Consider the following 13,622-nt stretch of genomic DNA (forward strand, 5'->3'; position numbering starts at 1 on the left):
TTCCAGCGCCTCGTACATTTCGGGCGTAATTTTGGAATTTGGTTTATTGTCAATTTCAAAGCCCTCATCCGATAACGAATCTACGATAGAGGAGGTAGAAACATTAAATTCGGATGCTACTTTGAATAATCGTCTTGTCTTCTTGGACATATATATTTGTTTCTGAAAAAGTACGTTCGTTATTATCTGTTACACTAATCGAGTACCTTAGTATAAGGTAAAACAGGATTCTTGGAAATGTAAGTTCTATTATTCTTCGTCTTCAAATTCATACGCAATAATATCGATGATGCGCTCGGCTTCATCTTCGGTAATCTTACCTTCTGTCCGCCGAACAATTTCCTCCTCATCCAGTTCTAATACCTGTCGAGCGGTATCGCAACCAATTTCGTGAAGCGTTTCAATAACTTCAGGGCCAAAATCGATTTCAAATTCGCCGAGATCAATATCGTCCTCTTCTTCCACTTCGCGATAAACGTCAATTTCACAGTTGGCAAGTTTTGAAGCCAGTCGAATATTTACCCCGCCCTTTCCAATAGCTTTTGAAACTTCATCAGCGGGAACCAACACCTTTGCATGTTCGCCATCGTCGCTAAGTTCTACACTCAAGACCTTTGCCGGCTGTAATGCACGCTTAATAAATTCGTGTTTGTCATCAGTGTAATTGATGACATCAATATTTTCGTTTTGAAGCTCCCGCACAATAGCATGGATACGGACCCCTTTCATCCCCACACATGCGCCAACGGGATCTACACGCTCATCGTGTGAAATTACGGCTACTTTTGATCGATCACCAGGCTCACGGGCAATGCGAACAAGATCAATAATTCCATCAAAAACCTCTGGAATTTCGTTCTCAAACAACCGCTCTAAAAATAGCGGAGAAGTTCGCGAAATAATAACTGATGGGTTCCCGTGATAACGCTTCACCTCTTTTACCACAGCACGTATGGTATCTCCTTTGTGATACCGATCTTTGTATATCTGTTCATCTTTGGGAAGCGTAAGTTCTACGCCATTGTGGTTCACTAACATTTCGTGATTACGAATCTGATAGACATCACCCAGAACAATTTCCCCAACGCGATCAGAATACTCTTCAAATACATTATCCTTCTCAATTTCACGGATACGCTGAGCCAACTGTTGCCGCGCCATCATTACAGCGCGCCGTCCAAAATCACGAATATCAAGTTCCTGTGCATATTCATCATACAACTCAAGATCGGGATCCTGCTTCTGGGCTTCTTCAAGCGTAATCTCCTGTACCTCATCAGTAAGTTCTTCTTCAGGTACAACTTCACGAATATGGAGAATCTGCACTTCCCCGCGATCAGCATTTAAAATAACTTCAAAAGCTTCATCGGAACCATATTTCTTACGAATCATGGTTCTAAAGACATCTTCAAGGATTGAAAGAAGAAGATCCTTGTTGATATCTTTGTCTTTGGCAATCTCGGCGAAAGATTGAATAATCTGTTTTGAAATATCGTTTGACATCAGTTAGCTCCTGTCTGCTTAAAATTATTTAAATGAAGGAATTATTTTAGTTTCAACCAGGTCGTCAAATGCAATTTTCTTGATTGACTCGTCATCTAAACCAACAACAATATGGTCATCATCCACTTCTTTTAGTGTACCCTCAATTTTGGTGTACTCACCGTCTTTTTTGAACTTAAATTTTGCTTCGCGTCCTACATTTTTAGGATATTGACGACGATCTATCAGAGGGCGACTTAATCCCGGCGATGAAACATTGATCCGATACCTTCCGGAAAACACATCGTGCGCGTCCATCAAAAAACCGAGTTCATTACTTACCTCAGCGCATTCATCCATATTAACACCGCGATCTTCGGCATCTATCGACACCCATATTTCCGGGGTATCTCCACCTTTAATCTCAACATCAACAAGAAAAAAATCAGTCGTTGACAATACTGATTCTGCAAGTTCTGAAATAGTATTTATGACTTTGTTTGGCACGGTTTTCCTAATTTTAGGTACAAAAAAAAGTGAGGACCTTTCGGCGCTCACTTTTAAGCAATTGAAGATATCGTTATTACGTCTAAAAAACAACTGAACCCGCAACTCTTTTCCCAATGTTTTATCTACCGGAAAGCAATGGTTAACTTTTCTTGAATGCATTAATTAAACTTCTGTATACTAACACCGACAAAAACAATTACAGCAAACTTTATATCACAACTATAAATGAGAATCGAATTCGCCCTGATAACTGCTATAATACTTACTTTTAGTTTTTTGGGCTGCACACAAGAAGAAACAAAGGAAAACAATAAGAGTGAAGGAAGAACCCTGAGCTATGAACAGTCTGTTTCGTTCTTAGCTACCGGTGGAGATACATTAACAACAATTAATGTCGCCATTGCTGACAGTGATAAAGAACGTAATCAGGGATTAATGGATGTGCGAGATTTGCCCTCCGACAAAGGTATGTTATTTATTTTTGATGAAAACCAACCCCGCAGTTTCTGGATGGCTAATACGCCGCTGTCCCTGGATATCATTTTTGTCAATGCGGACTATAAAATTGTACGAATCCATCATAGCGCTCAACCCTATTCCGAAAAAAGCTTCAGCTCAGAAAAACCCGCAAAATATGTGATAGAAACCAATGGCGGGTTCTGTATTGCTCATGACATTCAGGAGGGGACAAAAGTCAGCTTCTAAAAAACGAGACAGAATCACGAATCAACATAGAGCAGGGAAGCAAAACAACTCTTTAATTGACGGTAATATTCAGTTTAATCAACGTTATATTTTGGGCCGCATTTGTTCTACCTAATCCTGTACCAAGCTTGAGCTCAACATAGTCTGTTCCTTGGAAGGTACCTTCTGGTTTATATTGATAGACAGCCTCCCAATTGGTCGTCGAGTCACGAACGATAGTACTTATCACAAAATTTTGGGGCTGCTTCGTAATTACAACGGTCTCTTCATCACCAGATATTCCGGTCTGGTATTTAAGAACCTCAGAATTAGTTATGGAGAGATACTTTATTTCTTCTTGAATGTTTGGATCTGTTATATCTTGGCATCCGAACAAAAAGAAAAATGGAAGTACAGCAAGTAAAACAAAGAAATAACTTTTCAGCTTAACGTCTTTACTTTTTACACTGCACACAATTGCCCGAATTATCTACTTGATGATAAAAAGAACAACTTCTACGCATTAATTGCCTGATGATTGTACTCTTCAAGAAACTCTTTCACTTTCAAAACGTTCTGTTTTGATCCGATAAAAATTGGAGTTCGCTGATGAATGCTATCGGGTTCAATTTCTAAAATACGACCTTCTCCATCGATAGCCATTCCCCCAGCCTGTTCAATTAAAAAACTTAATGGATTGCATTCATACATCAGCCGCAATTTTCCGTTCGGATATTGACTACTGTTGGGATAAATGAAAATACCACCCGTAATGAGGGTCCGATGCACATCCGCCACCATCGAGCCAATATAACGTGCCTTATATGGACGACTGCTTTCAGGATCTTCCACCTGACAATATTTGACATACTTTTTAAGCCCTTCATCCCAGGAATGGTAACTACCCTCATTTACACTGTAGATTGTTCCATGATCTGGAATTTTCACATCATCATCCGATAAAATAAATTCTCCAATACTGGGATCAAGCGTAAATACAGATACTCCTAAACCTGTTGTATAGGCCATTAACGTACTTGAGCCATATAAGACATAGCCGGCTGCTACCTGCTTTAATCCTGATTGCAGGGCATCATCCTCACTCAGTTGTTCGGTTTCGGAGTTTTTACGCATGTAAATAGAAAAAATACTCCCGATGGAAACATTGACATCAATGTTGGAAGAACCATCTAATGGGTCCAGATATACAATATATTTACCTCCATCATTGTCCAGCTCTACAATGCCATCATTTTCTTCAGAAATCACCATGCACGTAATTTCTGAACGATTCAAAGCCGAAATAAGCTGCTTATCAGCAAATAAATCCAATTTCTTAACAGATTCTCCATGCACATTTGTCGTACCGTCTTCTCCTAAAATATTTGTAATTCCGGCCTTGTTTACCTCCCTTGATATAATTTTTGCTGCTAAGCCGATATCACGAAGCAGTTGTGACAACTCCCCCGTAGCCCCCGGAAATTTATTCTGAGCCTGAATAATATATTCTTCCAGGGTAATCACGCGATTTGTTTTTCGGTCTACCATACCTTCCCTCTTTTGCTGATCATTTTTTTGTGATTGTTATGAATGATGTTCATATAAAATTCTGATATATAATTTCGGCTTTCTTTTCGAGTTCCTCAAGTGATCCATTGTTACGGATAACATAATCCACTTGATCGGTAGCTTTTTTTAAATCCCGCTGTTTGTCTATGCGTTGTTGTATATGGGCCTCAGAACTTCTATCCCGCTCTTTTACGCGCTTGATACGATGTTTTTCATCAGCCAGTACCAACACGATATAGTCAAGAAATCCGGGCTCTAAATTTTCCAACAACAAAGCCGCTTCATAGACAAAAACTTCATATCCCTGTGCCTCGGCTTCTTTAATTATTTGGGATGCCGCCTCGGGCATTTTGGGATGTACAATAGCATTCAACTCTTTTACCCTGCCTTTTTCAAAGGCCTCGGAGGCTAAATGGTTTGTATTTAGTTTTCCATCATCCGAAAAGGATTCAACACCAAACACATCAATTAATTGCTGTTTAACCTCGGCATTGGTCACCATCACCTTCTTGGCAAGATCATCAGCATTTAATACATAAGCACCCAACTGTGCCCATATATCACAGACTGTGGACTTGCCGCTCCCAATCCCTCCGGTGACTCCAACGGTAACCATTATTCTGTTTTATCTGATGCAGAAATGGAAAGCAGGTACTCGTTAATAAACTCATCGAGCTCACCATCCATAACCGCATCGGTATTAGAAGTTTCGTAATCAGTACGATGATCTTTCACCATATTATAGGGATGGAATACATACGAACGTATTTGTGATCCCCATTCGATATCTTTTTTCGAATCTTCGAGCTTTTGTTTATTCCGCTCTTTGATCTGCTTCTCCAACTCATAAATCTTAGATTTAAGCAACGTCATGGCCTGTTCACGGTTTTGTTTCTGAGATCGCTCCTGTTGACACTCGGCAACTACGCGCTGCTCTGTTCCATCCGAGAGTTCGCCCTCCCAAATCAGGCGAACAGCCGTTTCAGTTTTATTAACATGCTGACCGCCCGCTCCGCTGGCACGAAAACGCTGTAATTCTACCTTACTCTCATCGATATCTACCTCAATGGTATCATCCACTACGGGAGAAACAAAAACTGAGCAAAATGAGGTATGTCTGCGTGAGTTGCTATCAAAGGGAGAAATACGGACCAGCCGATGCACACCACTTTCAGCCTTTAAAAAACCATAGGCAAACTCCCCTTTAACCTGCACCGTAGCACTTTTAAGTCCGGCTACATCCCCCTGCTGATATTCCATCACGGAAATATCATAATCATGATTTTTTGCCCACCGCGTGTACATGCGATATAGCATTTCTGCCCAATCCTGGCTCTCCGTTCCACCGGCGCCCGGATTAAAAGTCAGGATAGCGTCGCGATGATCGTCTTCACCGCGCAGCATATTTCGCAATTCAAGGTCTTCTACCCCCTTCTCCAGCTTTTTAATCTCCTGCTCCAACTCATTGCCTACCTCTTCTCCTTCATCCAGAAATTCCTGATAGACCTTAATACTTTCACGCAGATCATCCAGCCGATCCCAACTTTTGACCATACTCTTTTCATGATCCAACTTTTTCATAATTCGACGGGCTTCGTCGGGATCATTCCAAAAATCAGGATCCTGCGTCTGCTCTTGTAGCTCTATGATATTTACTTTTCGCTGATCGTAGTCAAAGATACCCCCTGAGCGCATCCACACGCTCAAATAATTCATTAATATGATCTGAATTTATTGTTGTTGTATTCACTGCTCACTCTTTTTTCAACATTCAAATTTCAATTAACGGATTTCATTTACGCCCCAGCTTACCCAAGATAAATCCCAAAGCAATACCACCCATAAAACCAATAAGCACACCTTCTTCGGGATGGGTGCGCACGTAACGCCGAGCTTCCCGGTAATCTCTATTTAACTCATTTTGTAATTCGGCCTGCTCTTCCTTCAAGCGATCTATCAATTTTTCATAGCCCTTAATCTTTTCGCGCTTTTTCTTTTCGGTGGTTGGTTCACTCTTTTCTTCTGAATGTTCTTTCTTGTCAGCCATAATTGTAATGTATTATTTAAGGTTTACTCAAAGATACAAATTCTAAATCGAATCACATTTTTAAATTATATTTTTTGCGCGATTAAAAGAAGCTACTCCAATTCATATCCCTTACATATAAAAGCTGTATTTATAAGTTTGTATGAAATCAATATCAGACATTGTTCAACAGTTACAACGGCACTTTTTTGAAACCGTAACCTCCCGTAACCTCGTGTATAATACCTGTTGGGAGGACCCTCGGATTGATCGAAAGCTGTTAGGTCTGGACTCCAACAGTAATATGCTTATGCTTACCAGTGCCGGCGATAATGCCCTGGATTATCTGCTTGATGATATTAAACACATACAGTGCGTAGATATTAATCCTACTCAAAATGCATTGTTAGAGCTTAAAAAAGCTCTATTTAAAAATGGTAACTACGCCTTGTTGTGGGATTTTTTCGGAGAAGGTCGGAAATCTGGAGCCCAGCTTATCTATCATCAAACATTGAGAAATTACCTACCTAAACAATCACAGCAATTCTGGGATAAAAACATCCATAATTTTGACCCAGAATCTCAACATGGCAGCTTCTACTTTTGTGGCACTTCAGGAAAAGTAGCTCAAACTATTTATAATAGGATTCACCGCAAAGGATTAAGACCGGCTGTTAACCACTTATTAGCTGCCAATAACTTAGAAGAACAAGCTTATTACTTTCGCGAAATTGAGCCCCAGCTTTGGAATCCGTTTTCAGAATGGATAATACGTCGTCACGCAACAATGGCAATGCTCGGGGTCCCTAAAACCCAACAGAAAATGATTGAGGAGCAATATGAAGATGGATTACTGGAATTTATCCGGCAATCATTACAACATGTATTTACGGAGTTGCCTATTGAAGACAACTACTTCTGGCGTGTTTATTTAACGGGAAGTTATTCTAAGGAATGTTGCCCCAACTACCTACTTGAGGACCACTTCCAAGTATTACGGCACCGCATCCAACGCATCGAAACGCATACCTCATCGCTTTTTCATGCCCTGCAGAACAGTAAAGAAACCTATTCTCATTTTGTACTATTAGATCACCAAGACTGGATGGCCTTTACGCAACCTGATAAACTTGCCAGGGAATGGAGACAAATCCTTTTCCATGCCAAAAGTGGAGCCCGAATTTTATTTCGTTCGGTCATGCCCAACCCTGAATTTCTTCCAGATTTTGTTTTTGACAAAGTGCAATTCCACCCTGATCTAACCATCCCCATACATCAAAAAGATCGCGTGGGAACTTATGAATCAACACATCTCGCCACCGTTTTATGAGTAATGCCTCCGAGATATTCGTTGATGAAAACCATGAAAATAATATTATTCAATATTATCGGTACCATTCTCATATTTATGATGCAACGCGATGGAGTTTCTTGTTTGGGCGGGATGCGCTGATAGAACATATTCCTTCCCTGCCCTCCAATTCACAAATATTGGAAGTAGGTTGCGGTACTGGTAAAAACCTGGTCCGGCTTAGCAATAAGTTTCCCACTGCAGAAATTACAGGTATTGATCTTTCTCCAGATATGCTAAAAAAAGCCCGGGAAAACATTTCAGATTCTTCTATAATCCTAAAGAACATGCATTATCAATCAGATGATCTAAGGAACAAACAGTACAATCTCATTTTGCTCTCCTATTCGTTAACGATGATGGGGGATAAATACCTGAAAGTTATCGATGCGCTTAAAAATGATTTAAATCCAAGAGGATATCTTGCCGTAGTTGATTTCCATACATCCCCCTTTTCTTGGTTCAAGCATTGGATGGAATTGAATCACGCCGATTTTTCCGGTGAGTTACATCCTCTTTTAAAAGAACACTTTCAACCCATAGAAACAAGTTTTCACAATGCGTACTTTGGGCTTTGGAACTATTTCCTATTTATTGGAACTAAAATTGAGGCCTATAAAAAATGAGTTCATTTATACCTTTTCTTATCTTTTCCAATTATGAAAAAAATTAAACAACAGATCGTACAAATAGAAGAAGAACTACAAGAATCGCCCAATGACGGAGACCTGCTAAACGAATTGGGAATTGGCTATCACATGCTTGGGGATTACGAGCAAGCCATCGAATATTATCACCGAGCGCTTGATCAAAAACCCAAAGACGTTAAGATCCATTATAATCTTGCCAATACGTTTTACGAAATGCAGGATATTGAGAAGGCAATTAATCATTATATGAATGCACTCGATATTAAACCCGATTATGTGCCGGCGCTAAATAATCTCGCTGATATCTATGAATTAGCTGATGATGTCGAAAAAGCCCGGGAGCTGTTTGAACATATTACCAATATAAACCCCGAAGATCCCTTGGGCTATTTCAACTTAGGGAATCACCATCTTAGAAACGATAACAGTATTGAAGCAGGACGCTGCTACAAAAAAGCCATAGAACTGGATCCCGAATTCCACGAAGCCTACAATAATATCGGCTTTCTGTTAAAACATCTGGGACAATATGAAGAGGCCATCTCTTATTTTGAACAATGCCTTGAAATTGAACCCGACTACGAACCGGCAAAAAAGGATTTATCAACTTGCAAAGAGGCCCTGAGAAACTCCTAAATTAATAAAAAGAAAAGAAGAACCATCGGTATCAAAACCTTTCCTTCCCCCTGTTTTTGACAGGATTTCAGATGTTTACTATGCTCCGATTACCCAAATCAGTAGAAAAACTGCTTTTTACTATACTCAGCCAAAACTAATTTCAAAATTCTATCCCCTCTGACTTCAATGAAAAATTGATTGGCTACTTTGGATTTTAAAAAGAAGCTTTTGAGGATTCACTATGGGAAGAAATATTAATCTGGTTAAATATACAGCCAGAGCAAATGAAAATTTATTTGATCCAAGTTGGCCCCACTTGAAATTCTTACTTAGTCATTTAACTTGCAGTAATCATTTGCATCTAAAATTTATCTCCAGTTACCGTTTTTCTGATAATAAAATATGTTCTGTTATGAAATCAACAATGCGAACTCTTTTTGGGGTCACTATAATTCTCATTTTAGGGCTCCCCTTTTCGGATCTTTTTGCCCAAAACACTCGTCTGTTACGCGAGCCAACAGTGAGTGAGAATCATATTGTGTTTGTCTATGCCAATGACCTGTGGATTACCAGTCGAAATGGCGGCGAAGCGCGTAGGCTTACCAGTGGCGCAGGTAGCGAAACGCATCCCCACTTTTCACCGGATGGTTCTAAAATTGCCTTTACGGCCCAATACGATGGCAACACCGATGTATATGTAATATCAGCAGAAGGTGGACAAGCCAAACGGTTAACCTGGCATCCCAACGAGGACAGGGTGACCGGATGGACCCCTGATAGTGAACAAGTGCTTTTTATTTCCGGACGAAAAGGACATCCAACACAGTTATCTACATTTTACACCGTCAGCCTCGAGGGCGAACTGCCGGAAAAACACAAAATTCCCCGAGCTGCGGCCGGTGAAATTTCAGATGATGGTTCCTACATTGCGTACCAGCCTGTTAGCCTTTCGGATGCTGAGTGGCGAAACTATCGCGGTGGACAAGCCAAACCTATCTGGGTTGTCAACCTCAACACAGATGAACTACAACAAACACCGCGTGCGAATAAAGAACGGCATATAAATCCCATTTGGCTGGATAATAAGGTCTATTTCCTTTCGGAACGAGATTATACGATGAACATCTGGTCATACAATCCGGCAACCGGCCAAAGTGAACAGCAGACGTTCCACTCTCAGTTTGATGTAAAAAATCTTGATTCCGGCGGCGGAGTTATTGTGTACGAACAAGGGGGCTATATTTATCAGCTGGATCCATCCACTGGTAATCACAAACAAATTGAGATCCACGTTAAGGGTGACATGACTCAAGCCCGGCCTCGTTGGACAGATGCCCGGCCTGCAGAACTTGACAATGCGTCACTTTCGCCTACCGGTGAGCGAGCACTGTTCCAGTATCGAGGAGAAGTTATTTCCGTCCCTAAAGAGAAAGGAAGCTGGCGTAATCTTACCCAAAGTTCAGGTGCAGCTAATCGATACCCTATTTGGTCTCCCGATGGACAGAAAGTGGCCTGGTTTTCGGATCAAAGCGGTGAATATCAGCTCTACATTTCTGATCAAAAAGGACTTGAAGAACCCCGTAAAATTGATCTTCCTGAGCCAACTTTTTTCTTTGAACCCAAGTGGTCGCCAAATGGAAATTATATCGCCTACACTGATACACACTTCCGGCTGTGGTATGTCAATACCAACACGGGCAACGCCACGCATATTGATACTGATGGATACGCTCATCCGAACCGAACAATGCATCCCAACTGGTCACCCGACAGCCAATGGATAACCTATTCCAAACGTTTGCCAAGCCAGTACCATGTCATTAAAGTCTATAATGTAGAAACCGGAGAAAGGTATCAAATTACAGACGGCATGGCTGATTCTATTGACCCCGTTTGGGATAAAAGTGGAAAATATATCTACTTTTTATCCAGTACCGACTTTGGACTCAATACCGGCTGGCTGGATATGAGTTCGTATGATATGTCGACCACAAGAGGACTTTATGTAGCTATTCTGGACAAGGAAACGCCATCTCCATTCCTGCCTGAAAGTAATGAGGAACCGATCCAGGAAAAAGACAAAAAGAAAAATGGAGATCCCAATACAGAAGACGAGGAATCCGCTGTAACAATTGATCCGGAAGGAATAAAAGATAGAATCGTATCCGCTAATATTCCCCGAAAAAATTATACTGACTTAATCAAAGGACCCAAAGACCATGTCTTTTATGAAGAGAATGTTCCCGATCAACCCGGAATTACGTTGCATCGATACAATGTTAAGGACCGAAAATCTGAGGAATTTCTCTCTCCTATTCAGGGAGCTACGGTTTCACAAGATCGCCAGAACCTTCTGTATCGCAGCGGCGAAACCTGGGGCATAGTATCAACAATAGGTGGTCAGCAAAAGCCCGGTGATGGTGAAATTGATGTCAACGGAATCCGCATTCGTGTTGAACCTGAAAAAGAATGGCACCAAATTTTCCGGGAGGGATGGCGTTATCAGCGTGATTTTTTGTATGTCGATAATGTGCACGGTGCCCCTTGGCAAACAATCTATGACTGGTACCGCCCGTGGGTCGATCATATCCGTCACCGTTCAGACTTAAGTTATTTGATTGATATTCTTGGCGGTGAAGTATCAGTAGGACACTCCTTCAATTTTGGTGGTGATTATCCCGAAGTTGATGAAGTTTCTATCGGCCTGCTGGGAGCTGACCTTGAAGAGGCAAATGGACGATATCGCATCAAAAAAATATATACGGATGAAAACTGGAACCCAGATCTACATGCCCCATTAGCACAACCTGGCATTGATGTGCAGGAAGGCAATTATCTGCTGGCCGTAAATGGTAAAGAGTTACAACCGCCTGCCAATCCTTTTAGCCTGCTGGAAGGCACGGCTGATCGCAACACAATCTTGACGATAAATGATGAGCCTACAATTGAAGGCGCTCATACCGTTACAGTTACACCAGTGCCAAATGAATCTGAGCTCAGGACCCGGGCTTGGTTAGAACGAAATCGGCAAAAGGTAGAAGAAATGTCCAACGGAAAACTGGCCTATGTTTGGTTGCCCAACACCTCTCAGGCCGGATATGAAGCCTTTAACCGCTACTACTTTGCCCAACAACATAAAGATGGTGTTGTGGTTGATGAACGTAATAACGGTGGCGGGTCTGCTGCAGACTACATGATTGACGTTATGAACCGTGAACTGCTGGGTTATTTCAATAACAAGACCGGCGATAACTTTCCGCCCTTTACAACCCCGATGGCTGGTCTTTGGGGGCCAAAAGTAATGATAATTAATGAGAGTGCAGGTTCAGGCGGCGATCTTTTACCTTTCATGTTCCGAAAGAAGAATATTGGCCCTCTTGTTGGTACCCGAACCTGGGGTGGACTGGTGGGCATTTGGGATGTGCCTCCGTTTATTGACGGCGGTATGATGACGGCGCCACGCGGCGGATTCTTTAACACAGAAGGCAAATGGGATGTTGAAGGCAAAGGCGTGAGTCCGGATATCGAAGTGTTTCAAAAGCCTAAAGCAGTCATCAATGGGAATGATCCCCAGTTGCAACGCTCCGTTGAAAAAGCGTTGGAATTGCTTGACGAAAATGATGTTACCTTAAAAAAAGAACCTCCGCCACCCTCACTTTGGAAACGTGCTGAAAAAACCGAAGGATGGAATTGATACCATCAAATATTTTTAAGGCCCGGCTTATTTCCGGGTTTTCTTATTGAGATCTATTATTCAATAAATCGGCAAACTTAATAAGCATTAGCACATATAATTTTCTACCTTTACCCTTCATTATTTTGAAGTCAATTATTTAACTATGCAATTTTTTAGTCGAAAACTTATAAAGCCCCAGGATTTAAATGCGCATGGAACGCTATTCGGCGGGTCAGTATTGAGTTGGGTTGATGAGGAATCTGCAATATTTGTTACTTGTCAGCTCGATAAGGGCAATATTGTGACTAAATACATGTCAGAAATCGACTTCGTTAGCTCGGCAGGGCTTGGTGATATCATCGAAATCGGGATGGAAACAGTTAAGTTTGGTACTACCTCGATAACAGTACGTTGCGAAGTACGCCAAAAATTTACAAAAGAGACGATTATTAAGATTGATAAAATTGTTTTTGTTCACATGGTTGATGGGAAACCGGCCCCCCATGGTATCAATGAAGCTCAAAACGAATAGCTTGCTCAAATACTCTAACATGAGAATGTAATAATATTTCAGTTTATTCATTTCATTTTATTAATTTTGAGGAATCTTATCACAAAAACAGTGATAAACACGTTACCCAAAAAATATTATATCATCTAAGTACGGAGATTGTTCATGGATTATCAGTTTATCGATCCCGATAAAATCATCGATATGCTTTTTAAAGACCCGGAATACGTAATCGAATTTTGTGAAGCTGGAGTCACATCATTTGATGAATTTATTGAGAACTATCGCAATCATCTATTAGATAGAAATATGACCGATCTCCGTAAAGCTGGTCATAAGATTAAACCCGGGGCCCAAATGATGGGGGCTGATGAGGTTGTTGATGAATATGAATATGCCAAAAGTCTGCTCAACGATAATGCCGAAGAGGATGAATTGGAAAAATCGGTTGATAAAATGAGCAATATCTGCACTACTATACAAAAGGAACTAAACCACCTTGCTGATACACAGGTTTAATATTCTTATCTTCATATCCTTATTTC

The 13,622-nt window shown here is 41.0% G+C and carries 14 protein-coding genes; 7 read left to right on the plus strand and 7 right to left on the minus strand.

The window, feature by feature from the left end:
- Nucleotides 1-249: 249 nt before the first annotated feature.
- Together nusA and rimP are read right to left on the minus strand one after the other, a co-directional pair.
- Nucleotides 250-1,503: a transcription termination factor NusA gene (gene nusA, locus ACQ76V_RS10875; protein ID WP_441000526.1), complete on the minus strand. Its 1,254-nt coding sequence runs from the start codon at nucleotides 1,501-1,503 to the stop codon at nucleotides 250-252.
- Between the two features lie 24 nt (nucleotides 1,504-1,527).
- Complete coding sequence (gene rimP / locus ACQ76V_RS10880; protein ID WP_441000527.1) at nucleotides 1,528-1,989, minus strand: ribosome maturation factor RimP; 462 nt, start codon at nucleotides 1,987-1,989, stop codon at nucleotides 1,528-1,530.
- 228 nt (nucleotides 1,990-2,217) lie between these two features.
- Between rimP and ACQ76V_RS10885 the strand changes: the two genes are divergently transcribed.
- On the plus strand, nucleotides 2,218-2,697 hold the full coding sequence (locus ACQ76V_RS10885; protein ID WP_441000528.1) for a DUF192 domain-containing protein: 480 nt from the start codon (nucleotides 2,218-2,220) through the stop codon (nucleotides 2,695-2,697).
- Between the two features lie 52 nt (nucleotides 2,698-2,749).
- On the opposite strand, the gene ACQ76V_RS10890 is transcribed toward ACQ76V_RS10885, so the two are convergent.
- The 5 genes from ACQ76V_RS10890 to ACQ76V_RS10910 all read right to left on the minus strand — a co-directional run bounded on the left by ACQ76V_RS10890 (nucleotide 2,750) and on the right by ACQ76V_RS10910 (nucleotide 6,292).
- Nucleotides 2,750-3,151: a hypothetical protein gene (locus tag ACQ76V_RS10890; RefSeq protein ID WP_441000529.1), complete on the minus strand. Its 402-nt coding sequence runs from the start codon at nucleotides 3,149-3,151 to the stop codon at nucleotides 2,750-2,752.
- A gap of 41 nt (nucleotides 3,152-3,192) precedes the next feature.
- A complete protein-coding gene (gene fbp, locus ACQ76V_RS10895; protein ID WP_441000530.1) occupies nucleotides 3,193-4,224 on the minus strand; it encodes a class 1 fructose-bisphosphatase in 1,032 nt (343 codons plus the stop codon).
- Between the two features lie 49 nt (nucleotides 4,225-4,273).
- Nucleotides 4,274-4,861 carry a dephospho-CoA kinase gene (gene coaE / locus ACQ76V_RS10900; RefSeq protein WP_441000531.1) on the minus strand — a complete coding sequence of 196 codons (588 nt, stop codon included), beginning with the start codon at nucleotides 4,859-4,861 and terminating at the stop codon, nucleotides 4,274-4,276.
- Nucleotides 4,861-5,980 (minus strand): peptide chain release factor 2 gene (gene prfB / locus ACQ76V_RS10905; protein WP_441000608.1). Its coding sequence is split into 2 segments (ribosomal slippage): nucleotides 4,861-5,919 and nucleotides 5,921-5,980, totalling 1,119 coding nucleotides; the frame shifts between segments, so codons are not numbered across the junction. Before prfB ends, coaE begins: the two co-directional genes overlap by 1 nt.
- Nucleotides 5,981-6,037: 57 nt before the next feature.
- Complete coding sequence (locus tag ACQ76V_RS10910) at nucleotides 6,038-6,292, minus strand: DUF883 family protein (RefSeq protein ID WP_441000532.1); 255 nt, start codon at nucleotides 6,290-6,292, stop codon at nucleotides 6,038-6,040.
- Nucleotides 6,293-6,434: 142 nt separating this feature from the next.
- Here ACQ76V_RS10910 and ACQ76V_RS10915 point away from each other — a divergent pair, with 142 nt between their 5' ends.
- The 6 genes from ACQ76V_RS10915 to ACQ76V_RS10940 all read left to right on the plus strand — a co-directional run bounded on the left by ACQ76V_RS10915 (nucleotide 6,435) and on the right by ACQ76V_RS10940 (nucleotide 13,596).
- Nucleotides 6,435-7,601 carry a DUF3419 family protein gene (locus ACQ76V_RS10915; RefSeq protein WP_441000533.1) on the plus strand — a complete coding sequence of 389 codons (1,167 nt, stop codon included), beginning with the start codon at nucleotides 6,435-6,437 and terminating at the stop codon, nucleotides 7,599-7,601.
- Complete coding sequence (locus ACQ76V_RS10920) at nucleotides 7,598-8,248, plus strand: class I SAM-dependent methyltransferase (RefSeq protein WP_441000534.1); 651 nt, start codon at nucleotides 7,598-7,600, stop codon at nucleotides 8,246-8,248. The genes ACQ76V_RS10915 and ACQ76V_RS10920 overlap by 4 nt, the downstream gene beginning before the upstream one ends.
- Before the next feature lie 33 nt (nucleotides 8,249-8,281).
- Nucleotides 8,282-8,908, plus strand: a complete 627-nt coding sequence (locus tag ACQ76V_RS10925) for a tetratricopeptide repeat protein (protein WP_441000535.1) — start codon at nucleotides 8,282-8,284, stop codon at nucleotides 8,906-8,908.
- 394 nt (nucleotides 8,909-9,302) lie between these two features.
- Nucleotides 9,303-12,584, plus strand: coding sequence for a S41 family peptidase (locus tag ACQ76V_RS10930; RefSeq protein WP_441000536.1), 3,282 nt, complete (start codon nucleotides 9,303-9,305; stop codon nucleotides 12,582-12,584).
- Nucleotides 12,585-12,729: 145 nt separating this feature from the next.
- Nucleotides 12,730-13,098, plus strand: a complete 369-nt coding sequence (locus ACQ76V_RS10935; RefSeq protein ID WP_441000537.1) for an acyl-CoA thioesterase — start codon at nucleotides 12,730-12,732, stop codon at nucleotides 13,096-13,098.
- A 144-nt stretch (nucleotides 13,099-13,242) separates the two neighbouring features.
- Nucleotides 13,243-13,596, plus strand: coding sequence for a taurine dioxygenase (locus ACQ76V_RS10940; protein WP_441000538.1), 354 nt, complete (start codon nucleotides 13,243-13,245; stop codon nucleotides 13,594-13,596).
- Nucleotides 13,597-13,622: the final 26 nt, after the last annotated feature.

The organism is Fodinibius sp. SL11 (assembly GCF_052060035.1).
Classification (GTDB): Bacteria; Bacteroidota; Rhodothermia; order Balneolales; family Balneolaceae; genus Fodinibius.